Here is a 26,841-nt window from a genome sequence, read left to right on the forward strand (position 1 = left end):
AATTAATCATATATTTTGGTAAATGAAAAGAAAAACCAACTACAAATAAATACGACAAAAATTCTTTCTTTTCAACACAAACCAGCTAAATATCAATAAACTATCCATTTATTCTTTCCCACTTCTAAAGCGTAGAATTGGGATTTTTTGTTTACAAAAATTAAATGGAATTAAACTAAAACAATTATGTTTAAAAACATGAAAGGCTTTAAATCAAAGCATCAAAGACTAAATTTAAATTCGAGTGTTTACAAAAATATTTATATCTCTGATAGTGAGAAAACACTCATTCTAGAAAAAGAGGATCAAACGATTATCTATAACGGTGATTTCAAAGGGAAATTCAATCCATCTTATACTATAGGCACTCTAGATATCGTAAAACTATTAAGTAAATACAGAGTCAAAAACAAAAGTTGGCTAAACATCTTTTCTAATATCTCTCATGTCAAATCTTATAATGTAGAAATGCCAGGTTAATAAAAAAGGTTAGCAATTCAAATTAGAAAATTGCTAACCTTTATTTTTTATAGATAATATCTTAGATATCAGGTATACAATTCCGTTTTAGCTACTTTCTAAAAGAAGAAACTTCAAAACCTACTACCTACTACCTAATCTACAGCATTGTAGAAGGACAAACATAATTTGTCACATCAATACCCGCCTCTTTAATCGCTTTAAAACCTCCTTTTACATCAATGATGTTATCAAATCCTCTTGATTTAAGAATTGATGAAGCAATCATCGAACGATAGCCACCTGCACAATGAATGTGGTAGGTACCATCTTTTGCTAAATCATTCCATTCTGAGTTAATGAAATCCAAAGGTTTATTCACTACTTTATCACTATTGATATGTTCTGATACATACTCTGATTTCTTTCTAGCATCAATAACTTGGATATCTTTTGATAGTCTCTCTTTTAGTTCCTCAGCAGTAATCGATTCAATATGATCTATCTCTTTACCTGCAGCCTTCCAAGCTTCAATTCCTCCTTCAAGGAAACCTAAAGTATTATCATATCCTACTCTCGACAAACGAGTAATTACTTCTTCTTCTGTACCTTCATCAGCAATCAAGACGATAGGTTGATGTAGATCGACAATCAAAGCACCTACCCAAGGAGCAAACCCTCCTTTTAGACCGATATTGATTGAATTAGGAATAAATCCATCTTTGAAAGTTTGAGGTGAACGAGTGTCCAACATCAAGGCGCCCTCTGCATTCACTACTTCTTCAAAAAGTTGAGGATTCATAGGTGTATTACCATTGGCTAAAATCTGATCGATATGCTCATACCCCTCTTTGTTCATTTTTACATTTTTAGGAAAATACTGAGGAGGTGTTGCCAAACCTGTGGTCACTTCTTTGATAAATTCTTCTTTGCTCATATCGGCTCTCAAAGCATAGTTGGATGCTTTCTGATTTCCGAGCGTATCAAAAGTTTCTTTACTCATGTTCTTACCACAAGCAGAACCCGCACCATGTGCTGGGTAAACAATGACCTCGTCTGCCAAAGGCATAATTTTATTTCTAAGAGAATCGAATAATAAACCTGCAAGGTCCTCTCTTGTTAGATCCGATTTCACGGCTAAATCAGGACGACCAACATCTCCAATAAATAAAGTATCGCCAGAGAAAATAGCCACATCCTTACCATTTTCATCTTTTAATAAAAATGTTGATGACTCTTGTGTATGACCGGGTGTGTGTAAAACAGTAATGGTTACTTTACCCACTTGAAAAACCTCCGCGTCTTTAGCAATATGTGCTTCATAAGATGTTTGTGCAGTCGGACCAAAAACGATTGTTGCTCCCGTTGCTTCCGCTAGAGACACATGTCCAGATACGAAATCAGCATGGAAATGCGTTTCAAAAATATATTTAATTTTTGCTCCTTCTTTTTCTGCTTTTTCTAAATAAGGTTTTGTTTCTCTAAGTGGGTCAATAATTACAGCTTCTCCTTCCGATTCGATGTAATAGGCTCCTTGAGCTAAACAACCAGTGTAAATTTGTTCGATTTTCATAATGTTTGTATTCGATGAATATGTTTAAATAATGTGTTTAAATTTTTCTTTCTTCAAAATCGTTACTCTGAATCGCTCTTTCAAAGTTACGTCTTATTTCTATTTGATTCCCCTTTTTATCGTAAAAATCTATAGCAGATTGTACGTCTAAAAAGAAATGATCTTTTCCCAAACGATGCATCAAACCTACTCTTGTGAGAAAGTCGCGAACAGGGCCGATCATATCCGAAAAATACGTTCTAATCCCTTCTTGTTTGAGATCATAAACTAGATCTTCTAATGCACTTAGAGCAGTAGAATCTATGTTCGAAACGCTACCAAAATGCAATACTAAAAGCTTTACTTCTTGTTTATTTTCTACCTCACATTTTACCTTGTCGCAAAAGTAATTGCAATTGGCAAAATAAAGCTGGGCATCTTGTCTAATTATCAGTATATCTTTTCGCTCTTCGATATCATCAAATCGTTTGGTATTTCTATATTCTGATGATCCTTTTAATTTAGCCAAAACAGCAATATGAGGTTTTGCTGTTCTTTTCACTAACAACAATAAGCTTAAAATCATCCCCAATAAAATCCCCTCTTGTATCCCCAGAAAGAACGTAATCACAAAAGTGATCAACAACATATAAAAGTCTTCTCTCTTCGTTTTCCATAAGAATTTTGGATATTTGGTATCGACTAAACCATATACTGCCACTAAAATGATAGAGGCGATGATGGCTTTAGGAAGTGATTCGAAAATAGGCGTTAGGAACAATAAAGTAATAAATAAAATACCACTACTTATGATATTCGCCAAGTTCGTATTGGCACCTGCCTGATCATTCACCGCTGACCTACTAAATCCTCCTGTGGTGTGAAAAGCGCCAAAAAAAGAACCCACAATATCTGCCATTCCCAAAGCAATAAACTCTCTGTTATTATCAATCTGATATTCGCCCTTATGCTTCATTTGTAAAGCCTTACTTACAGAAATCGATTCCATATAAGCAATTAGGGAAATCGCCAAAGCTGAAGGCAAAAGATGTTTTATCAATTCAATATCAAATATAGGCCATTGAAAAGTAGGCATCCCCTGAGGAATAGCTCCAAAAACCTGAATATCCAAAGGAATAAAAAACATCACTCCTAATCCTGCCAAAACGGCCACCAAAGAACCTGGAATTTTCTTGCTCCACTTTTTTGTCAACCTAATTAAAAAGATACCAATTAAACCAACAACCAAAGCTGAATAATTAAATGCATCAAATTGATAAATGATCTCTTTAATCACACCAAAAGTGGACTTCCCTCTCTCAATATCAATCCCAAAAATATTTTTAAGCTGATCCAACCCAATAACAAAAGCTGCCGCTGATGTAAAACCACTAATCACAGGTTTGCTTAGAAAATTGACTAAAAAGCCAAATCCAATCCAACCAAAAACCACTTGAAACACCCCAATGATCAATGTTAGGAGTAAAATAGCCGATAAATAATTATCAGGACCAACAGAAGCAATCGAACCCACCGTTGCGGCAATCAACATAGAATCAATAGCCACAGGCCCCACCGACACTTGCCTCGAAGTACCCAAGAAAGCATAGATCAATTGAGGAATCATGGCTGCATATAAGCCATACACAGGAGGTAGCCCTGCCAAACTAGCATAAGCCATACCCTGTGGAATCAACATAATTCCCACAGTGATCCCTGCCGATAAATCGCCAGATAAAAACTCCTTTTTATATCCCTTCAACCAAGAAGGTATGATGGTACTTTTTTGCATTCGAGTGTAACTTTATGCTGCAATATTGCTTTTCATTTTGAAATGTTGTGTAACATAAATCACATAATTTGAAATTAGTTAGGGATTATTTCTACACCCCATTTATCCGATTAATTCGATAGATTTTAACTCCTAAAAAAACATCCACAGGAATAAATTCCTGGGCTTTTGATACTTTTACCCCATAGAATATCCTCACTCCTCAGTTCTATAGTTAAAATACGAGGTCGGGAGACCTCTAACGTTTTTAGACACAAATGTCGCTAGCGCTTAACATTTGCGCCAGTTTTGGCAACTCCTAACTCCTAACTAAAAAAATAAATTCATAGGATTTTGATACTCTATCCTAATAGAATACCCTCCCCCCTTAGTTCCTTAGTTCCAAATTAAAATCATCGCCGCGTCACCCCTATTAGTTATTAGTTATTACCTATTACCTAAAAAAACCGTGTCATTTTGACCCCCACCCCCAACATCATCTCCAATCTCCTTACCTCCAAAAATCATTTCCCGTCATTTTGACACATTTCACTGACAATTTTTATCAAAAAGTCTATTGGCACACTCTTGGCAAAACGAGTGTCAGTATCCCAAAATGTGGGAGACTTTATTTTTTGAATGATTAATAACTTTTAAAACAATAGATTCCAATGTCACAAGTGAACATTAAACCTTTAGCGGACAGAGTACTTATCGAGCCTGCAGCAGCTGAAACAAAAACTGCATCAGGTCTATTTATTCCTGACAATGCGAAAGAGAAGCCTCAAAAAGGTACTGTTGTAGCAGTAGGAAACGGAACAAAAGACGAGCCTTTGACAGTTAAAGTTGGAGACACTGTAATTTATGGTAAATATTCTGGTACAGAATTAAACTTAGACGGTACAGATTATTTGATGATGCGTGAGGCGGACATCTTAGCGATCGTTTAATTTATACTCAAATTTTAGAAGGAAACTTCAACATTACATTTAACACAACATTATTTCGCTGAGAACATCAGCGTTTAATCTTAAAAATATTATGGCAAAAAATCTTCATTTCGATACAGAAGCAATCGAAGGATTAAAGAAAGGCGTTGATGCATTGGCAAACGCAGTGAAAGTTACTTTGGGACCAAAAGGTCGTAACGTTATTTTAGAAAAATCATTCGGATCACCACACGTTACTAAAGATGGTGTATCAGTAGCTAAAGAAATCGAATTAGCAGAGCCTATCGAAAACATGGGTGCTCAGTTGGTAAAAGAAGTAGCTTCTAAAACTGCTGATGAGGCAGGTGATGGTACAACTACAGCCACTGTTCTTACTCAAGCCATCTTCACTACAGGTATCAAAAACGTAGTGGCAGGTGCTAACCCAATGGACTTGAAGCGTGGTATCGACAAAGCAGTGAAAGCCATCGTTGCTGAGTTGAAAAACTCTTCAAAAACTGTTGAAACAAACAAAGAAGTTGAGCAAGTAGCAACAATTTCTGCGAACAACGACGCTGAGATCGGTAAAATGATCGCTGAAGCGATGGAAAAAGTAGGTAAAGATGGTGTGATCACTGTTGAAGAAGCAAAAGGTACTGAAACAGAAGTAAAAACTGTTGAAGGTATGCAATTCGACCGTGGATACCTTTCTCCATACTTTGTGACTAACACAGAGAAAATGGAAGCAGATATGGAATCTCCATACATCTTGATCTACGACAAGAAAGTTTCTACAATGAAAGAATTGCTTCCAGTATTAGAGCAAGTAGCTCAAACTGGCAAGCCTCTAGTAATCATCGCTGAGGATGTTGATTCTGAAGCATTGGCTACATTAGTAGTAAACAAAATCCGTGGTGCATTAAAAGTAGCAGCAGTTAAAGCTCCTGGTTTTGGTGACCGTCGTAAAGCTATGTTACAAGACATCGCTGTACTTACAGGTGGTACTGTCATCTCTGACGAAACAGGTATGAAGTTAGAAGATGCGACTATCGATATGTTAGGTACTGCGGAGAAAATGATCATCGACAAAGACAACACTGTTGTTGTTAACGGTGCAGGTAATGCTGACGCTGTTGCTGCTCGTGTTGCTGAGATCCGTGTTCAAATTGAAAACACAACTTCTGATTACGATAAAGAAAAATTACAAGAGCGTTTGGCTAAATTGGCTGGCGGTGTTGCAATTATCTATATCGGTGCAGCGACTGAAACAGAAATGAAAGAAAAGAAAGACCGTGTGGATGATGCTTTAGCAGCAACAAGAGCAGCGGTTGAAGAAGGTATCGTAGTTGGTGGAGGTACTGCCCTATTGAGAGCTTCATCTGTTCTTGATTCTGTTGATACAGCTCACCCAGACGAAGAAATTGGTGTTCAAATCGTAAAAACTGCTATCCAAGCTCCATTGAGAACTATCTTGGGTAACGCTGGTTTAGAGGCATCAGTTATCGTAAATAAAATCTTAGAAGGTGAAGGTAACTTCGGTTTCAATGCGCGTACAGAGGAGTACCAAGACTTAGTTGAGGCTGGTGTAATCGACCCAACTAAAGTAACTCGTCTTGCACTTGAGCACGCTGCTTCAGTAGCTTCATTGTTGTTAACTACAGACTGTGTAGTTTCTAACGAGAAAGAAGAAGCTGGTGCTGCAGCTCCTGCTATGCCTCCAATGGGTGGTGGTATGCCAGGCATGATGTAATCGAAATCATCGGTAGAGTAAACATATACAAAAGGCTGTTTCTTTCATTAGAGACAGCCTTTTGTTTTATGATACTCTTGAGTTCTTCAAATGGAAGGTTTTAAACTTATGCTTTTTCAATATTTTCTCATCTTCTTTCACTTCTTTATACAGTAAATCTACCAAGTGATGCATCTTAGAATCAATGTTTTCAAGATTCTTCTTAATTACATTTAGTAAAAACTGTTTTTCTTCACGAGATACATCGGTAGCTTCAAATAACTCCAAAATTCCTAAAGAAGTTGATAAATTCCCTCTTAAGTGATGTGAAGTGTAATCTAAGGCATGATTTAATTTTCTATTATCCTTTTCGATCTGACGTATATAAGAATACGTTTGTGACTCATCGGAGAAAACACTTACAACGTAAGGTTCTTCCAATTTCTGTACTCTATTCGTTCTATGAATAGTTTTCGTATTATCTGATTTAAAACCCATGAAGGGGATCACCTGAGTTTTCCCATCTAGATATACTTTTTCCAACAATTGAGATAATCCTATCTCCTCACAATTAGGGAAAACAGTTTCCAACAACTTTCCCTTGGTTTCATTCTCTGATAATCCATCCATTTCCCGACCAGCTTCATTATAATAATATATTTCAAATTTATGTGGTGCTAATCGTTTGTAAATAGTTACGCCTAATGGGGAATTATCATAGTAGTTAAGTAGTTCTTGAGTCATATATTGTATGTATTGTATTTCAAGCGTATCTTAATTTAAAAAAAATTGCTCATAATCAACACATTGATGTAATATTATCAATAAACTACTACAAAAATCAACTTGCACGATGTTATGGCTCTAAAAAAAGAAATAGCCTGGGTTCAACAGTCACAATTTGTGCTTACCCAGGCTATCCATTTAATTTTACATCATATCCATCATGTCATCTCCTCCTCCACTGCTATCCGATTTTTTACGTTTCTTTTTACTTCCTTTGTTCATCTGACCGAATCGATAAGAAAAAGTAAGATAAGCTACTCTCGATTCCCAATCTGCTGTCATATCCGAAGTAAATCCAACGCCTTCACTATGTACATTGAATTGATAAGTGTTTAATACATCAGACACTCTGGCTTGAAGTGTACCTTTTCCTTTGAATAACCTTTGTGATACGGCAACATCAAGTCCACCCATTGGATCAATATGTCCTTGTGCTGTCGCACGTCTTGAACTAAAACGACCTGATAACTGTAAGGTAGTAGTCTTGGTTAAATTCGTCGAGGACATCAATTTAGCATTCATTGTCCAAGCCTGATTGGATAAATCTAAGTCACCAGAATTACCATTAATTTGAAGGTTATAAATATTTGTACTTCCTGTGAATTTCCACCATTTCGTCATATTGTAGGTAGCAATCCCTTCAAAACCATAACTTTGTTTATTATCCATATTGTCCCAAGATAAAATTGTCACCCCTTCTGGAGTGGCACTTGTTACTCTTAGCATGGCATCGTGAGTATAACGATAATATACAGAACCTGTTAAAGTAATATCGTCCCAACCGTGTTGGTAAGTCACCTCTAAGGCATCAATGAATTCTGGCTTTAAATAAGGATTACCTTTTCTAAGAGATTGTGGATTGGAATAATCTGGGAAGGGGTTTAAAGTTCTTCCTCGTGGTCGATTCACCCTTCTACTATACCCAAAAGACACCTCTCTTTGTTGAGCAAATTTATATGACACATGTACGGTTGGATAAAGTGCAAAGTAATTATTCTGTACTTCCTGACGATCAGTTAATGCATTTTCGTCCAATATAGAAGTGGTGTAAGCTTGTTCCGCTCTCACTCCTAATTGATACCCAAATTTACCAGCTTCATGTCGGAACATGGCGTAAGCGGCATGCACATCTTCGTTATAATTAAAATTGTTATTCAGAGAATCGTCTGATACCCAATTTCCTCCTTGTAAACTTTCCGAGGTAAAATCTGCTCCAATTCTTCTTAGGGTAGATTTAGCTCCAACTTCTAATGTTGATTTTTCACTTAACGGATGTGTATAATCAATTTGTGCGATATACAATTCACTCGGTCCATCATTTCGGTTACGTTGTTGAAATGATGGTGATGATACTAAACCGCCGTTGCCGTCATATCCATATTCATCAAAATTACCATTGGATACTCGATTGGAAGTAGAGATTTGTCCAGATACATCAAGTACTTGATTGGGATTGACAAATGTTCTATGCCAGCCAAAATTATATTCTTGTGTCTGATTCTCTCTTGTCGATACATTATCTCTTAAGAATAAATCGTAAGCATCATCATTCTGATCATAATAATTCACCAAAAGCTTCTCATTATTTGTGCCTTCACCCATATTGAAAGTGGCGTTGACATACACATTGTTGTAATCATTAAAATCATAATCCAACCCTGTTTTAAATAAGTGAGAGAGTCTTTCATCATCACGCTTCGTATTTTGAACATTTGATCCTGTAAAGGCATTTGTTTCTCTATCGTAATTTTTTTGAGTTTGTGTTCTTTCTTGCCACCTTTCGTTGTATCTACCCGAGTAATTACCAAAAACATTCAGTTTCCCAACTCTAGCGTTCACACCAACATTAGCATTGTATTTATTATTGTTACCCACGGTAACACTAGCTGTACCATTCACTCCACCTTTTCTATCTTTCTTCAATACAATATTGATGATACCACTTGTCCCCTCAGGGTCATATTTGGCGGATGGATTAGTAATTACCTCTACTCTTTCAATAGAACTTGCAGGAATCTGATCTAAAATATCAGCCGTTGATTCGCTTGTTAAATTAGAAGGCTTGCCATCAATAAAAATAGTCACATTTGATGAACCTCTCAAACTAACCGATCCGTCCTGATCTACATCAATCGATGGAATATTATTTAAAGCATCGGTCATCGAACCGCCTACTGTCGTTAAATCTTGAGCTACATTAAACGTTCTTTTGTCAATCCCTAATTCCATCATATCACGCTCTGCAGTGACTGTCACTTCATCCAGTGCTTTAGCTGAGGCTGTCATGACTAAATTTCCTAGAAATTTTTCAGGAGCATCTGGCTTGATAATAAAAGAGGAAGTAACGGTTTCATCGTATCCGATAAAGGTTAATTTGGCAAATATTTTACCTACCTGAACTTCAGATATTTTCACTCTACCTTGCTGATCTGTAGCTCCTCCAGTAATAAAACTAGAGTCTTTGGCTGAAAATAAAGCTACAGTGACAAATTCTAAAGGTTCTTTAGAATCAGCATCGGTTACTTTTGCTGTGACCACCCCAATTTTTGGTCTTGCTCCTCCTCTTTTACCGGCATCGGTTGGCCGTTGTGCAAAAGCTGAAGTTTGAATTAGTATGAATGAAGTTAGGAAGATTAAATATCTCATTGCCTTAGTAAAGTTGTTTGATTTAGTGGTTCACTTTAGTGATTACCCTATTTAATTGATGAATTCTATGGTTTTGTTTTATCAATAGAGCAACTAGCTTCTTATTGATATCATCAAATTTGAAAAGGAATAATGTGAATAAGTAGTATTTTCAACAAACAACCCATTTTTTTCAACAAACGAATCCAAACAGGGTGAAATTTGATCTAGGATTAACTTGAAATTTATTTTATCAGAAGTTAAACAAATAATTCACTTGAAATTTTATCGGCAAACAACTTTCCTTTTTCGGTTAGCATCAAATGATTGTTCTTGACTTTTATCCAATCGGAAGCATAAAAACGATCCACTTCTTCCTTCATCTCTTTTAATAAATCAAATTGATAATTATCAAGTAAGAATTGAAGATCACAGCCCCATATAGTGCGTAAAGTGGTCAATATATATTCGTTTATTCCATCGGCTCTAGTCAACATTTCTTTATCGAACATCAAGGTATTTTGCTGAACAATAGACTTTACATATTTCGCATTATTACTCACGTTGTATTGTCTCGAATCACTTCCATTAAATGAATGTGCCCCTGGACCTATACCTAAATAAGGTTTCCCTTTCCAATAAGCACTATTATGTTGACTGTAAAAACCTGGTTTGGCAAAGTTTGAAATCTCATAATGATCGTATCCATTTTGAGAAAGTGTCTTGACTAAATGTTCAAACTGTTCAGCAGCATACTCATCTTCTGCTGGTTTAAACTTTCCTTTTTTAGTCCAAGCCCCCAAGGCCGTTTTCTCTTCTACTGTCAGACAATAAGAAGAAATGTGAGGTACATTAAGAGATAAAGCAGTTTCCAAATCTTTGTACCAAACCGAATGGTCTTGATATGGGATACCATAAATAAGGTCAATGGTCAAATTGTTAAACCCTGCATCTTGCGCCATTTTCACTGCATTTAGACTTTCTTCCGCATTATGAGCCCTATTCATGAGCTCTAAATGTGGACCATAAAAAGATTGTAAGCCAATGGATAGTCTGGTAATGCCTAATTTTTTCCAAAATGCTAGCTTCTCTTTGGTGATATCATCTGGGTTGGCTTCTAGAGTCACTTCCTTCACCCCACTCGTATTAAAGTTATTATGAACTTTGTCTAATAAGACCGATAATTCATCAATGGATAGAATAGAAGGTGTTCCTCCACCGAAATATATAGTTTCAATATTTTCATTAATGTATTCCTTTTGTTTATCCAACTCCCACAACATGCCCTTCACCACATCATTTTTAAGCTTTAATGATGTACTGAAGTGAAAATCACAATAATGACACGCCTGCTTACAAAAAGGTATATGAAAATAAATTCCACTCATTCTCAAATATTTTTAAAATTTTCTATCTTTTTTTTGTCCAACCCAAATTTATGATTGTCATAAATACGGAAACACGCAAAAGAAACAAAAAATTTTATATACACTCTATTCATTTGACGATAATGTTGTTTAGAAACACTTAATATTTTAAGTGTTTCTTTTTTTTGAGACAATTTTATTAAAATTAAGAATCAAAATTATAAAAGCCTTTAATTATTAAATATCGAAACAACAATAAAAAAAAGTTAATTATTATTTATGTAATACACATAAATAATAATTAACTCAATATGACAAAGGATAAGTTAATCCAAATTGCTTTTTCCAAACATGTAATCCATCATGCTTTAATAAATGAAGGTATTGATACATTTTACCTGAATTTTCATCGAGGAATTGATCATTCATTAAATATTTCCAGTGTTCGCTATATATTATTGGTCGAGTACTTTTATAAAGGTCATGTCTAATCTTACTCCATTTACCTAAATCATAAGTCATGTTAACACATGGATATTCTTTAAACTTTAAAAATAAGAAAATCGGTCTTTCATTCATTATAATATCAAAAGAGAATGGATTTCCCATTAATCTCTGAATAGGTATTTTGAATGAGTAAACTAAATTATTAGAATTTGTTCCTGTTTTATTTTTCCGAAGTAATATTTCCTTTTCCTCCCATATATCTTCCTCCATTAAAGAATATTCTCTGAATATGTCTTTCTCAAATTCATCTAAGAAAATATGAAAATCTCTTTTGATGTATAAATTGAAAGTACAAATCGTTGTGTTTTCTAAATTTATAGTTGTAGTCGGTTTAAAAACACTTAATGTATCATCTATAAAAGATATCCTGAATCCATTATTAAATAATGTTCGAGCCCAAGGTTCTTGAATATTCCAGTATACAGCCTTTCTTAAATACTTAGGAACATTTTTCATATTGAATTTTAAAACAGAAGTAAATTTCTCTACATTAATATTCTTTCTCAAATCTTGATTAAGTGACATTTTGGGGATTTAATTTTTAGTTAATTTACTTGAAAATTCACCAATGTAACTTTCATTGGATTTTGCAATATTTATAAAAGCATACAATTATTAATATTATTTTCGAATTACATTATTAAATATCAAATTAGATGAGGATAGATTATATATAACCTAAATACAAATAACAACTACATATAAACGCTTAGCATTCGTTTATTATGAGAAAATCCAACAAGCAATATTAGAATTGCTTGCTATGGATTTCTCAATCTGATCGTTAAACAGTTGTATTAATAATCTTGTACACCAGTAAATTAAATGTGTTTTTATTATCCATTCAAATAGCCTTAACTTAGTATATACCATACTTTTAGTAACGCCTTTCTATAATTTATTCACTAATTGTATCATTGGTAAGTTTGCAGGGATATAAAATACCCCCGCAATACCAATTTGTGCTTCAAAATGAAGCGATAGAATCGCTAATTAGTGTTTGACCTTATACGGTCAAATCTGTATTTAGAATAAATATTTTATGAAATTGGAATAGATCATGATTTTGTAAATGAAATTAATATTAAAACAACAATAAGTGTCTAAATATCAACACAATTACAAATAACAATACAGTAATTAGTCAATCAAACAATTTGTATGAAACAACAATAAAAATACATTATTACCAAGCTTATGAATCAAACAGTTGACAGTATTTAGAATTTATATTTCAATACTTAATAGTTTTAAAGTCTTCATTTTTAAAATTTGTTTATATTAGTCGTAATCTTTGTAGAGCATAGATTTTAATTTTTGGTTTTATTAATTAATTCTCTAAAAGTTTGTTTAAAGAATATATTTTAGTTCGCTGTTACCGAAATAACTATGCAAGTATAACCCTGTTTAGTTTTATTTACAAATTATTATCTATTTATTTTCAATAAATTAACCTTGCTTTTCTCAATGAAATTTCAAGCACATTAATCATATACAATAGGTATGATTATTTCAATAAATAAAGATTATACAAATAATCGTTACGTATAACTACTTAATAGCAATTTATTGTGATAAGTGTAAATTAAACATATGCACTCTACAATGTTAGAATAGTACAATTATTGTACTCCTCGATTTTTTTAAAAAAAAATCAAAATAATTTAATTTACAAACACCAATTACGTTGTACCCCCGGTACGTAAACGAGGGATAGGATGCACAAACCGGATACACAAACACCCAATACGTTGTCCACCCTGTCCGTAAACGAGGGGCCAAGGCCACCGTCGTTGGAGACCGAGACGTCTACCTCATCCGATCAAGATGATAGAAATATGATTTTTGTCACTATTGCCATAAAAGCCTAAGAGGGGCGACTAAAAAAATACCGTAAAACAGTAATATATCTAATATTAATAGACTATTAGCTACTACGTTTTCAACGAGGTGGCCTTGGCCCCTCGACAACGGACCGGATACGCATACAGGGTGCACAGACTGATATACAGACAGAGTACACGAACTAGATATGCAGACCGTATACTCAGACCAGATATACATATCAAGCATACTGATGGATATGCAGACTGTATTATACACAGACTAGATATATAGACCGAGTACATAGACAATATACAACCAAGACACAAACACCCAATACTTTGTGCTCCCGGCTCGTAAACGAGGGGCCAAGGCCACCGTCGTTGGAGACCGAGACGTCTACTTCATCCGCTCAAGATGATAGAATTATGATTTTTGTCACTATTGCCATAAAAGCCTCAGAAGGGTGACCAAAAAACTACCGTAAATCAACAATATATCTAATATTAATAGACTAATTAGCTACTCCGTCTTCAACGAGGTGGCCTTGGCCCCTCGACCACGGACCGCATACGCAGACAGGGTACACAGACTGATATACAGACAGAGTACATGGACTGGATATGCAGACCGGATACTCAGACTAGATATACAGACAGAGTACACGGACTGGATATGCAGACCGGATACTCAGACTAGATATACAGACAGAGCACACGAACTATATCTGCGGACTACGTACACAAGCTATAAATGCTCACCAAAAATCACTAGCACCTCCTCCTTATACTTCACCACCCTCTCATGCTTCACCCACTGCCTCTGAATATACCCCCTCACATTTACCACCCTATCAGGACTCACACTACAAACATAATACCCCTCCTGCCATGAAAACTTACGTATTTTTAGATCTGATTTTATTCTACTACATGATATTGATTTCAATACTCTAGCAATATCCTCCACATTTTGACCAGTTCTCAATCGAATAAGTGCATGAACATGATTATTATACCCATTGACCTGATGAAGGTCTATAGCATATTGTTCTGAAATCGAAAAAAATAAATCGTTGAGATAGTCTTTCCACATCACCTGAGTGAAATGTACCTCGAAGTTCTTGGTATTCCAAACCATATGAACCCAAAGTTCTGCTTTTGATCTAGTCATAGTTAGCAATGAATCGTTAAAAAATATGTAGAGTAAATTTATAAATTTTTCTTAAAAAGACCATATGTAAAGTCATGATACTCTAAACACACCTAAGCACCCAATACGTTGTCCACCCAGTCCGTAAACGAGGGGCCAAGGCCACCATCGTTGGAGACCGAGTAGTCTACTACCCCTACTCAAGATGACAGAAACATGATTTTTGTCACTATTGCCATAAAAGCCAAAAAGGGGAGACCAAAAAACAATCATAAAACAGTAATATATCTAATATGGAAAAACTAATTAGCTACTACGTCTTCAACGAGGTGGCCTTGGCCCCTCGGTACACGAACCGGATACGCAGACAGAATACACAGATCAAATACACAAACTATCAAACAAAAAAAACCCTCACATCTCTGCAAGGGCTTCAATATCTTTATAAAACTAAGTTCCTATCGCAAGAATCTTCTACCAGGTAATCTATAAGCTACACCAAAATTAAGAGTACCGTACAGATCTGCAGGTAATGCTTGTTGAGGTGCTCCATCCAAGTGTTTAGTTGATGGCACCCTTAATAATGCATCTAAATTGAATACTAACTTTTCTTTTAAAGCATATCTAACACCTAAACCTCCTGCTAATAGACCTCCTGGTTTTACTCCAGACCATCCTCCTAAATTATTATTAACATCAGCCACAAAAGTACCAATACCAGCTTGTAAATACCAGTTCCAATGATTTGCTTTCCTGCCTTTATAAGTTCCTCTTGATTTTGATTTTCTATCTACACCTAAATCTAAAATAAACAATGGTAGTACTTCCATAATATGAGTATTGAAGGCTTTTTGATTATAATTTGGATTTGATTCTCCATTTGAGGAACGAGATTCATAATTATCATTTGAACCAATGTTAATATACCCAGCTTGAAATTTCACATGCCATTTTCTAGCAAACTTATGCTGAATAAATAAATTGAAGTTTGGTTTAATACTACCAAAATCTAAATGATTAAAACTTTGATTGGCATATGTACCAGAATAATATGCCCCACCTATACTACCTCCAAATAACGTATAATTAGTTTTTTCGATTAAGTTTAGCGTCCTATGACTTTGAGCAAAGATTGTTTGAAAACAAAACAGTATTGGTAATAATAAAAGTATTTTTTTCATGACCGCATTTATTGTTTAAGCAACACCCTATTTTACATGTAGTTAATTAAAATCGGCGTTGTTTGAAATTATTCCTAAAATTAAAAAAAAATAATAAAAAATCATTAAATCAGACTACTTTTCTAGGTAAGAAATATAATCTTTTCCATAATAGGAGTATTGATAGCCACCCTTCTTATGCATCTTTACATCCGTCATAAACAATGCCAATTTTACATCTTGCATTTGGGTGACAGGTAAAATAGTTTTCTCTAATTGAGCTTTAGGTGTATACCCCTGACGAACTGCAAAACAGACTAAATCAGCATAACGCATTAAGTTTCTAGAATCTGACACTATACCAATTGGTGCAGAGTCATAAATGATGATATCGTACAATGTTTGCAATTCATCAAACAATTCCTTCATCTTTTTTCCTTGCAATAATTCAGTCGGGTTTGGTGGAATAGTACCTGATAAAAGAACATCTAAAAATTCATTATCCGTTTTTTGGATATATTCTTTGATATCATTACCAGAACTTAAATAGTTTGACATTCCTAAATTCTTATTCAAATGAGGATAGAAATTATCCAACACTGGCTTCCTTAAATCGGCTCCTACTAACAACACTTTTTTATCAAGAACTGTATAAAATTGTGCCATGTTCGCGGAAGTTACAGACTTACCTTCTCCTGATATAGAGGACGTAAATACAATAGAAAACTTTTCTTTTTCGCCGATTAAAAATTGCAAATTGGTTCTTTTATTTCTGTAACTCTCTGCAGCAACAGAACGAGTTAAAGGATTCATTAACTCATTCGGGTTTTCTAACGTTGCAATATTACCTAAGAAAGGTTGATCAACAATATCATTAATATCTTGTTCTTCCCTTACTTTTGTATCAAAAAGTACCATCACATACATTATTCCTATTGGGAGAGATAATCCTAATATAAAACCAATCAACACATTCAATTTCCTTTTTGGGAATATTGGTATTTCTGAAGGTTCAGGAACTGACATCATTGTATAATCTGAAATCGTACTTGCAGCTCTAATATTGTATTCTGCTTGTTTTTCCAATAATAATTTATACAATTGCTCATGTGTTTCGAACAATCGCTGGTAATCCGAAAGCGTTTTCTCTTCTGATAATAATGTATTGGTTGAACGAATGGATTTTTTCAGTTCTTTATTTAATTCATCCAACTGTATTTTTAATGCTTTCTTAGTACTTACTACCGCTTCAGCAATTTTTTGTTGCAAGGAACCTAAAGCTTTTTGACGTTCTACCGCCTCCTCTTGATATAAAATAGATTTTTTGAGACGTTGATTAGATAAGGCATCTTCCAATTTCAACTCAGAATATTTACTTAACATCTCTGTCAATTGAGATCCAGAAATCCCATAAGCTTCTGGCATTAAGACTTCTTCATCCATTTGATCTCCTTTCATTTCCTGTAAAAGATAATCACAATAACGAATACTTAATTCTAGCTCGTTACGCTTCTCATCTAATTTATAGATTTTTTCAAAAACCAATTCAGCACCACCTGATAATTCAGTATTAGAAGTTTTTAATTTATATACCTCAGAAGCAATCAATTGCATCGAATCGGAAATAATTCGCAACTGATCTTGAATAAACTGTGCAGATTGTTTGGTCGCAAAGTTTTTATCTAAAATATCTTTATTTTTAATTGTTTCAACTAATTTAGAAAGAACATCCACTTCTTTATTTGGAATACTTCCTTCTATTTTCATTTGTATTAATGGAAGATCCGTATTTTTTTCCCCTAAAATACCAAACTTTAAACGGCGTCGTATACTTTTGGCTTCTCCTAGAATAGAATTCAATTGTAAGTAGGGAGATGTAAAAAAGGTAGACGGTATATCTTCTTTTTTTATCTCAAATTGAAAACCGTTTACATTAGCTACTATTCCAAAAGTAAACGTTTTATCTAAGAAGTAATGTTCTATTGTATCTTCAGAGGCCAATAATTGATATTGATTTTGATTAATTTCTTTCACCTCTAAAGTTCCACTAAAAGGTCCCCATGTAGATTTTTCTTTGTCGTATAATAGTGTGTAAGGACGGTGTTTATACAACTCAACAGATTTTATCCACTTTTTATCATAATAATGAATATTCAAATCCATGCACTCTACTAACTCCATTAGCACTTCTCTAGAAGTAAAATAGCGTTTTTCGTATTCTAAGTTGATTTTACTGTACTCAGCACCCATTGCATCAATTGGTAACATCGACATAAAATCAGCAGAAGCACCACCTTTACCTTCAGTAGACTTTTTCACTAATTCTGCAGAAATTTCCCAACGGTTGGTTTGATATAAACTCACCGCGATTGAAATCCCTAATCCCAAAACAATAGATAATACAATCCACTTCCAATTCTCTAAACAGAGATAAAACCATTTTTTAAAGTCTTTGATTGCTTTATCTTCAGGGTCTTGCTGAAACTGCTGTTGGTTTTGTTGAATTTGATTTTCCATTTAGCGATTTACAGTAATTAATGTCACAATTGAAACAACAGCTGCCGTTATAGAAGCAATAATAGATACATTTCTTTGTACATATTCCAAGGTAGGTCTACGTTTTAAAGGCAAGACTACTAAAACATCTTCTTGTTGAAGATAATAATAAGGACTATGAATAAACTCCTCAGAATTTAGATTCAAATAAACGGTTTCAACATACGCCCCATTTTTCCTCAATAACTTTATTTTTGCTCTATCTCCAAATTCTTTAGCTCCGCCAGCTTTGGCTAAACCTTCTAATACTGACATTTCTCTTGAGAATGTACCATATATTCCAGGACGCTCCACCTCTCCCATCACAGTAAAACGAAAGTTCAATAATTTCACTCTCACAGCAGGTTGGTCCATCATATCTTTTAGAATTGACCTTAATTTCTCTTCTGCTTGAGAATAGGTCAACCCTCCTAATTTCACTCTACCAATCAAAGGTAGATCAACATTTCCATCTTCATCAATGTTGTATCCTAACAAACTTCCTTGTTCAGGATTTTGAATATTGGCTACATTGTTCCCTCCAATACTTTCAACATAAGCAAATGGATTATACTCGGGTGGAGTCACTGTTTTTACCTCCACTAAAATCTGATCAAAAGGTCTTAGGGTATTCAAAGCTAAAGGAACAGCTTTAGTACTTCTATATACTGAATCGTAGGTTACTTCTTCTTTCAACTCCCCTTCATGTTTTAGGTAAGTTAGCTTCTTGTTGGAAACACAGCTGCTAAATAGATAGGTAAAAAAAAGTATGTATAATAATTTAGAGTATTTCAATTTAAAAAATAGTTATTGAATGATTATTCTCTCAAATTGCTGATAATATGAAGATTACTTTGTTTTTAAGTTTAGTCGATCAAGATAATCTAGAAATGCATCAGCACATTGGGCAAATTAAGGTGTTTTTTTTTGTAATTACAAAGATTGAGGCGGGGATTTTTGAGGGCAATCGTGTATACAGTATGTGTAACCTTTATGTGTATCCTGTATGTGTAACCGGTCCGAGTACCCGATCTGTGTACCCGGCTCGTGTACCGAGGGGCCAAGGCTGCCTCGTTGCTACGGACTATTAGCCTGAGGGCTATTAGTATACGTAATCATATGATGAGTATAGGTATATACACCCAGTACGTGTACTTGTATACGTAACTGGTCTGTGTACTCGGTCTGTGTACTCGGCTCGTGTACCGAGGGGCCAAGGCCACCTCGTTGGAGACGGAGTTGTATAGTACATCTGAGTAAGATGAGGGATATGATGTTTCTGATATCTTTTCCATAAAAGTTCTTGAGACTAGACTTAGACCACTCCTTCGTTCCTTAGTTTCTTAGTTGCTTAGTTCTACAGTTCCTTAGTTTTTCCTACCTTTATATTATATACAGTATTCATCACACACCAATCATTTTTTGAGACTCCTATTCCTCTTTTTTTGTTTCATCACTTTCGTTGGCAATGCTCAGACGCTTTTACAGAAGGAAAAGTGGGTGGCGGTGTATGGACAAAAAGTAGGAAATGAGGTGATTGTACCTAGCAGTATTGAGATACTGAGTGGGCAGGAGTATGAAGTAGGGTTAAGTCATGGTAGTTTTTTCTTTTTGGATGTTCGAGGAGATACTGTTACTGGGGACGAGATTATTCATATTCGTTATCGTTGTATTGAGTTGGAAGATGAGCAAATTACTCAGAGGCGATCTCAAGAAATTTATCGTGCGGGTGGGTATGGTTTTGAGCAGCGTAATGAGAGTTTTGTGATTGAGGTGGAGGAGAAACAGAAAAAGAAAGAATTGTTTTATGCTCCTAATATTGAAAAGACGGGTTCTTTGACTCGAGGGCTATCTATGGGGAATAGTCAGGATGTGTTTGTAAACTCGGCTATGAATCTTCAATTGCAGGGAAATATTACGGAGGATGTACGATTGACTGCAACGCTAACAGATCAAGATGTTCCTTTTCAACCTGAAGGAAATACACAACAGATTCAGGATTTTGATAGAGTATTGATTGAAATTGCTCATAAAAATGCGGTGCTTACTGCTGGAGATATTGTGATGCGAAATCGTGAGAGTACTTTTTTAAAATACAATAAAAATGCTCAGGGGGCTCAAGCAAGAGTGATGGTGGGGAATGACAGTAGTAGGGTAAAATCATTGACTACTGGTGGAGTTTCAATTGCAAAGGGACAATTTTATTCAGCGAATATCACACCTATTGATGGGGTGCTTGGTCCTTATCGTTTGACAGGACCGAATAATGAATCCAATATTGTGGTGATTGCCGGGTCTGAAAAGGTCTATATTGATGGAGTGTTACTAGAAAGAGGTTTTGATGCCGATTATGTCATCGATTACAATTTGGCTGAAGTGACATTTAATGAAAAAATTCTGATTACTCAATATACTCGTATTCGTATTGATTATGAATACGCGGTACAATATTATAGTCGTACGATTGTGGAGGCAAGTCAACAATTTTCGACTAAGAAATGGGAAGCGGGATTTCAGGTATATCAAGAAAAAGACGATCGAAACTCTAGTTTGTTTTATAGTTTATCTGATGTGGACAAAATGGTTTTGGCATCTATTGGCGATAGTTTACAATATGCCTATGCTCCTGCTATCGACTCTGTAGCTAATTTTGATGAGAACCGAGTATTATACACTATAATTGACACCTTAACTGATAATGGCATTCCTGCTCAATGCTTAAAAAGAGCGGGATCCAATGATTCTCCTCTTTATAGTGCAGGTTTTAGTCAGGTAGGAAACCAAAGAGGTGATTATGTATTAAAGGAGATTACTCCTTTTGGTAGAGTATACGAATGGGTATCTCCGATCAATGGACAATCACAAGGAGATTATTTACCTGTACGACAACTTCAAGCGCCTAATCAAAAACAGATGATCTCGGCTCACGGCACCTATAAATTCAATCAACACGAGAGTATTCGATTGGAAGGTGCCTTTTCTAATCAAGACCAAAACTTATTTTCAGATATCAATAATGAGAACAATCAAGGACATGCATTGTCTTTGAAGTTTACCTCTAAAGATCGTCCCATAAACAGCGATTGGAAGTTACTATTTGATACTGAGTTGATGTATATCAATGAAGATTTCCTTCCTATCGATCGATTTAGAAATATTGAATTTGATCGTAATTGGACCTTACCTTATGACAGCCTCCCTCAAACAGAAGAAAAGTTTATCCAATCTCAAATAGCTTTTGAAGACACCACTGGTAAAAGTTTTGCCTATCAAATCGCTATTCGAGATAAAGAACAAAGCATTCAAGGACAGCAACATCAAACTGATATTAAATATCACATACGTAATTGGCACCTCAATGTAAATGCCTTTATAATGAATGCAGATTTATTGGCCTCAAAAGAACACTCTCAATGGCAAAGACTGAGAGCAGAAACATTTTATAAGTTTAATGAAATTATTCCTGGCTATATTTATCACGTCGACCAACAACAAACTACGCTTACAGAAACGGACTCTATCACCAATTCTTGGATGAATTTCACAGAGCACAAAGCCTACTTAAAGAAAGGAGATAGTTTGCAATGGAATTATCAATTGGATTATAGTTATAGAGAAGATCAAACCCCTATCAATGGTCAATTGATGCCTCGTACAAAAATGGATACGTATCAACTCACTATTGGAAAAAAAGGTAAAAAGGGAGGAATCAACACCAATATCATCTATAGAAAATGGACGGATTACCTCGGCACCACCCCACAAAACGAAGAAAGTTTACAAGGAAGGATCAATGGCAACCTGATTTTAGGTAAAGGAGTGGGTAAAATTAGTGGAACTTATACCATCTCAAGTAGTCGAGAACTACAAAGAGAATTTGTCTATGTAAGAGTTGCTGATGGTCGAGGCACACATACCTGGAGAGATTTAAATGGAGATGGTATCAAAGACCTCAACGAGTTTTTCCTAGCACAAAACCCAGACGAACGACAGTATGCACGTTTCTATACTCCCACCAACGAATACATCCCTGCTTTCCGATCAAGCATTAATGTAAGAGCCAATCTTAATGCTCCTAGGCAATGGAAAAAAAGAAGTGGATTACCCCATTTCATTTCTAGATTCTCCAACACCTCCTCATTTTTAATAGATAAAAAGTCCACTTCAGAAGACATTCAAGGTAGATATCTCCCTATTTTATCTTCCACCTCAGAAGATGACTTATTAGCTTACAAATACGCCCTCAGAAACACTCTTTTCTTCAATCGCTCCAACCCCATTTATGGTGCTGACTTTAGAATTATACTTTTAGAAAACCAACAACTCCTCACCCAAGGCAGAGAAAACAGATCAGACAATCGCTATTCTGTATCCGGCAGATTAAACTTAGGCAGAAAATTCACACTCAAAACCGAAGTCACTCAACGCAACATCCTTTCCGGCTCCGAATATTTAGACGATAGAAACTACACCATATTGGAACAAGGCATCACCCCCTCCCTCTCCTACCAACCCAACATTTTCACCCGTTTCTCCACGAGCTACACCTACACCCAAAAATTAGGAGAACTATTCACTCAATCAGAAAACAACCAAGAAAACGGCAATTTCCATGAGGTCTCATTAGAAACTAAATGGAGCAAAGCCAACTTATTCACCATTACTACCAAAGCTTCCACCATTATCCAAGAATACCAAGGAGATACCAATACCGCCATCGCCTACGAAATGCTCAACGCACTCTCCACAGGCACCAACTTCCGTTGGAATGTTGCTTGGACACAAACCCTTTTTGATGGGCTTCAATTAAGAGTGCAATATGATGGGAGAAAATCGGAAAATACCAATGTGAACCATATTGGTACTGTGAATTTGACGGCGTTGTTTTAATAAACGTGACGATAAAACAAAATTGATTTACTTGTTTTATCCATAAGAGAATTCCGGGGCTTCCGATACACTGGTTCGAGTGTTAAGCGAAGCGGCACTCGGACCCACAAACTTTAGAGGTCTCCCGACCTCGGTTAATCTACCTTACATCGTCACGAGGGGTTCCACCACCTCGTTATGGAGGAATAAACGGAATAAAAATTTCTAAACTGTGATTATATGAATAAAAAATGCAGCACATTTAAACTGACGGCAAGGGGTTTCACCACCTTGCTTGGAGAGTCCCTCTTAGAACACATAATCTATTCAATCATTTTTTTGTAACTTTATCATAAAAAAATATGAGTATAGACATCCGATGGAAACAACGTTTTCAAAACCTTAAAAAAGCATTTACACAGTTAGATAATGCATATAAGCTTTCTCAAGAGCGAGAACTTAGCGAATTAGAAAAACAAGGCCTAATTCAAGCCTTTGAATATACCCACGAACTTTCATGGAAAACTCTTAAAGACTTTTTAAACCACAAAGGTTATACGGATTTATATGGCTCTAAAGATGTAACTAAACTAGCATTTGAAATGGACCTTGTTAACGATGGGTATGTTTGGATGGAAATGATTAAAAGTAGAAGTCAAGCTTTAGGCTCATATGAAATTGAGATATCTGAAGCAATTAAAAACAACATACTCAATAAATATATGTCCAAATATTCTAATTTAATTAGTAAGTTAAATAGTTTAGCGGAATACTCTGGTTCGAGTGTTTAGCGCAGCGACACTCGGACCCACAAACTTCAGAGGTCTCCCGACCTCGTTTATTAATAACAAAAAACGAGCGTTAATTCAGCACCTGCTACCTAAAAAAAAGAGTCATCAGGCTAACCCAATGACTCCATCAATATCATAATAATAAATAACAAAATTTCCTCCCCACCTGCTACCTGCTACTTGCTACCTACTACCTATTTCCCAATATTATATACATTAAAACCAATCACCTCCAAAGCCTTTTTATCAAGTATGTTTCTTCCATCAAAAACATTCGCCGGCTTAAGCGTTGAAGCAAAGATCTTATTCCAGTCATACTCCTTAAATTCATCCCATTCAGTCAATACTGCAATAGCATGAGCTTCAGAAGTCGCTTCATACGGATCGTTTACAATTTTTACTCTTTTACGAATTTCTTCAGGATCATGAGTATTTAAGTATTCCAAATCAGCATATACTTGTTCAGCTGGCACTTTTGGATCATAGACAACCACTTGAGCGTTTTCGTCTAATAGATGATCTGCTACATAGATTGCTGCTGATTCACGGGTATCGTTCGTATCTTTTTTAAACGCCCAACCCAAGAATGCAATCTTTTTATCGTTGACTGTATTGTATGATTTCTTGATGATCTTATCTGCAAAACGACGTTTTTGATAATCGTTCAATTGGATCACTTGATCCCAATATTCAGCTACCTCAGTTAAACCGTAAGATTTAGCAATATATACCAAGTTCAATACATCTTTCTGGAAACAAGAACCTCCAAAACCTACTGACGATTTTAAGAATTTTGGACCAATACGAGAATCCATACCTATCGCTCTTGCAATCTCATCTACATCTGCTTCTGTTTCTTCACATAAAGCAGACATTGCGTTAATAGATGAAATTCTTTGTGCTAAGAAAGCATTGGCCGTTAATTTAGACAATTCTGAAGACCAAACATTTGTTTGTAGTACTTGTTCCTTAGGCACCCAAGCCTCATAAATAGCTGATAAAGTATCTTTAGCCTCTTGCCCAGAAGGAGTATCATCACCACCAATCAACACACGATCGGGAGCCATTAAATCATCTATTGCTGTACCCTCTGCTAAAAATTCAGGGTTAGATAAAATTTCGAATTTGAAACCACTTTCAGAGTTGGATAAAATATCTTTTAATGCTTCTGCAGTTCTTACTGGAAGTGTTGATTTCTCAACAACAATTTTATCTCGTTTGGCAACTCGTGCAATTTGTCTCGCACAAAGCTCAATATATTTTAAATCCGCAGCCTGACCTTTTCCTTTTCCATACGTCTTTGTTGGCGTATTTACAGAAATAAAGATCATATCCGCATCCTGAATCCCTTGATCAACATTTGTTGAAAAGAACAGATTACGTCCACGAGTTTCTGCAACCACTTCTTTTAAACCAGGTTCATATATAGGTAATTTATCTAAATCAGCATCATTCCAATCAGCAATTCGTTGCTCATTGATATCTACAATATTTACTTTAATATGTGGGTTTTTTAAAGCAATCACTGCCATTGTCGGCCCACCAACATACCCTGCACCGATACAGCAGATATTTTTTACTTCTTTCATTTTATGAGTTACATTTTAAAAAACCCGAATTTAAATGAGTTTATCCTTTTATGCAAAGAAATATCTTTTTTGGTGAGATTATTTATGAAAAGGGTTGGAAAGGTGATAGTTTAGGGAGGAGGTAGGAATTAGGATTTAGGAGTTTGGTAATAGTATTTGACGAATTAAGATTGAATTATATGAAGTAAAAGGTAAGAAGTAAGAGGTAAGGGAAAACTACAAATTGTAACTTGACTCATAATCAGCAAATAAACCTTCATTTAAGATTAAATTTATTCTTTTTGAAATAGTATAATCAATTTATCAAATGTCTCAATTTACAGGTCTGATTATTTCAAGAAAAGAAAGGGAGATGATTAATAAATCGTGAGCAAATGCGAATTGATTTATTTAATGAAAAAGAAGGCTAAGAAAATTAGATTTTGCTTAATTTTCTTAGCCTTTAAATTATCATTTTGATAATTCTTTTGAGATTTTTAAGAGGGAATTATTAAAAATCGTAATTCATTGCTTCGTCTTATGCAGGCTTATCGCATAAGTCCCAAATATATTAGCATATAAAACCTTATCATCAATAAAAGATTCTCAAGCTCCTCTTGCATATTTATAAAACACCACCCTCACGTACTTATTCATCATCTCATTTTTTGCTTTCTCTTCTCTTCTTTCTACCTTAAAAGTCAGATATTTATTGGGCTTTCTAGTTTTCAACATAAGCACCATTAATTCTTTTAGAACAGGAACATCATTTTTATAATGATGAGTCTTTTCCCAGCCTAAACGAATTTTATATCTGTGATATTTACCTCCAAAATACCATCGTATGATAAAGTATGTTTTCCGAGTCCAAGGTGTATCTGAATGCCAATAAATATGTCTACGATCGGCATATAGTTCGTATCGGTTTGTTCTTTTAATTGTCTTGGTTCTTTTGATTTTAGGCAAACTCCCTACCACTTTCTTTCTAGCTACAGCCAAAGTATTGGCCTTTTCTGCTACATATTTTCCATCCACACTATTTCTCTTGATCTCTCTATATAAAGTAGACAAATGAATACCCAAGATTTGGGCGATTCGTTTTTTTGCACCACCATGTTGAAGAAGGTATTCCAGTTGTTTTCTTTGAGATAGATTAAGTTGTGACATAGTTTTTATTGATGTAAACAAGAAAAGAACAGTGGCTAACTCACTGTTCT

17 protein-coding genes are annotated in these 26,841 nt (G+C 35.1%); 5 read left to right on the top strand and 12 right to left on the bottom strand.

Annotated elements, in window-relative coordinates:
* The first annotated feature begins 186 nt into the window (after window positions 1–186).
* The gene (locus KMW28_RS13635; protein WP_066205905.1) at window positions 187–480 is read left to right on the top strand and encodes a hypothetical protein; all 294 of its coding nucleotides are present in this window, start codon (window positions 187–189) and stop codon (window positions 478–480) included.
* A gap of 139 nt (window positions 481–619) precedes the next feature.
* Here the strand turns inward: KMW28_RS13635 and KMW28_RS13640 are convergent, their stop codons facing one another.
* Complete coding sequence (locus KMW28_RS13640) at window positions 620–2,032, bottom strand: MBL fold metallo-hydrolase (RefSeq protein WP_169666215.1); 1,413 nt, start codon at window positions 2,030–2,032, stop codon at window positions 620–622.
* 37 nt (window positions 2,033–2,069) lie between these two features.
* Complete coding sequence (locus KMW28_RS13645; protein ID WP_169666216.1) at window positions 2,070–3,803, bottom strand: SulP family inorganic anion transporter; 1,734 nt, start codon at window positions 3,801–3,803, stop codon at window positions 2,070–2,072.
* 650 nt (window positions 3,804–4,453) lie between these two features.
* On the opposite strand from KMW28_RS13645, the gene KMW28_RS13650 reads away from it, so the two are divergent.
* Window positions 4,454–4,732, top strand: coding sequence for a co-chaperone GroES (locus KMW28_RS13650; protein ID WP_066205895.1), 279 nt, complete (start codon window positions 4,454–4,456; stop codon window positions 4,730–4,732).
* 91 nt (window positions 4,733–4,823) lie between these two features.
* Window positions 4,824–6,461, top strand: a complete 1,638-nt coding sequence (gene groL / locus KMW28_RS13655; protein ID WP_066205893.1) for a chaperonin GroEL — start codon at window positions 4,824–4,826, stop codon at window positions 6,459–6,461.
* Between the two features lie 66 nt (window positions 6,462–6,527).
* Here groL and KMW28_RS13660 read toward each other — a convergent pair whose 3' ends face one another.
* The 8 genes from KMW28_RS13660 to KMW28_RS13695 all read right to left on the bottom strand — a co-directional run bounded on the left by KMW28_RS13660 (window position 6,528) and on the right by KMW28_RS13695 (window position 19,191).
* Window positions 6,528–7,184, bottom strand: a complete 657-nt coding sequence (locus KMW28_RS13660; RefSeq protein WP_066205890.1) for a transcriptional regulator — start codon at window positions 7,182–7,184, stop codon at window positions 6,528–6,530.
* Between the two features lie 186 nt (window positions 7,185–7,370).
* Window positions 7,371–9,872 carry a TonB-dependent receptor family protein gene (locus tag KMW28_RS13665; protein WP_169666218.1) on the bottom strand — a complete coding sequence of 834 codons (2,502 nt, stop codon included), beginning with the start codon at window positions 9,870–9,872 and terminating at the stop codon, window positions 7,371–7,373.
* 239 nt (window positions 9,873–10,111) lie between these two features.
* On the bottom strand, window positions 10,112–11,239 hold the full coding sequence (hemW, locus tag KMW28_RS13670) for a radical SAM family heme chaperone HemW (RefSeq protein WP_169666220.1): 1,128 nt from the start codon (window positions 11,237–11,239) through the stop codon (window positions 10,112–10,114).
* A gap of 285 nt (window positions 11,240–11,524) precedes the next feature.
* Window positions 11,525–12,250, bottom strand: a complete 726-nt coding sequence (locus KMW28_RS13675) for a hypothetical protein (RefSeq protein WP_169666222.1) — start codon at window positions 12,248–12,250, stop codon at window positions 11,525–11,527.
* Between the two features lie 2,046 nt (window positions 12,251–14,296).
* Window positions 14,297–14,722 carry an IS200/IS605 family transposase gene (tnpA, locus tag KMW28_RS13680; RefSeq protein WP_169666224.1) on the bottom strand — a complete coding sequence of 142 codons (426 nt, stop codon included), beginning with the start codon at window positions 14,720–14,722 and terminating at the stop codon, window positions 14,297–14,299.
* A gap of 437 nt (window positions 14,723–15,159) precedes the next feature.
* The gene (locus KMW28_RS13685) at window positions 15,160–15,882 is read right to left on the bottom strand and encodes a hypothetical protein (protein ID WP_169666226.1); all 723 of its coding nucleotides are present in this window, start codon (window positions 15,880–15,882) and stop codon (window positions 15,160–15,162) included.
* Between the two features lie 114 nt (window positions 15,883–15,996).
* Window positions 15,997–18,378, bottom strand: a complete 2,382-nt coding sequence (locus tag KMW28_RS13690) for a polysaccharide biosynthesis tyrosine autokinase (protein ID WP_169666228.1) — start codon at window positions 18,376–18,378, stop codon at window positions 15,997–15,999.
* Window positions 18,379–19,191: a polysaccharide biosynthesis/export family protein gene (locus tag KMW28_RS13695; RefSeq protein WP_169666230.1), complete on the bottom strand. Its 813-nt coding sequence runs from the start codon at window positions 19,189–19,191 to the stop codon at window positions 18,379–18,381.
* A gap of 627 nt (window positions 19,192–19,818) precedes the next feature.
* Between KMW28_RS13695 and KMW28_RS13700 the strand changes: the two genes are divergently transcribed.
* Window positions 19,819–23,286 (top strand): hypothetical protein, encoded by a 3,468-nt coding sequence (locus KMW28_RS13700; protein WP_169666232.1) that lies wholly within the window; start codon window positions 19,819–19,821, stop codon window positions 23,284–23,286.
* A 341-nt stretch (window positions 23,287–23,627) separates the two neighbouring features.
* The gene (locus tag KMW28_RS13705) at window positions 23,628–24,056 is read left to right on the top strand and encodes a nucleotidyltransferase substrate binding protein (RefSeq protein ID WP_169666234.1); all 429 of its coding nucleotides are present in this window, start codon (window positions 23,628–23,630) and stop codon (window positions 24,054–24,056) included.
* A 194-nt stretch (window positions 24,057–24,250) separates the two neighbouring features.
* Here KMW28_RS13705 and KMW28_RS13710 read toward each other — a convergent pair whose 3' ends face one another.
* Together KMW28_RS13710 and KMW28_RS13715 are read right to left on the bottom strand one after the other, a co-directional pair.
* Window positions 24,251–25,645, bottom strand: coding sequence for a nucleotide sugar dehydrogenase (locus tag KMW28_RS13710; RefSeq protein WP_169666236.1), 1,395 nt, complete (start codon window positions 25,643–25,645; stop codon window positions 24,251–24,253).
* 585 nt (window positions 25,646–26,230) lie between these two features.
* Window positions 26,231–26,791 (bottom strand): helix-turn-helix domain-containing protein, encoded by a 561-nt coding sequence (locus KMW28_RS13715; RefSeq protein WP_215585740.1) that lies wholly within the window; start codon window positions 26,789–26,791, stop codon window positions 26,231–26,233.
* Window positions 26,792–26,841 lie beyond the last annotated feature (50 nt).

The sequence above is a fragment of the Flammeovirga yaeyamensis genome, from assembly GCF_018736045.1.
Lineage (GTDB): Bacteria > Bacteroidota > Bacteroidia > Cytophagales > Flammeovirgaceae > Flammeovirga > Flammeovirga yaeyamensis.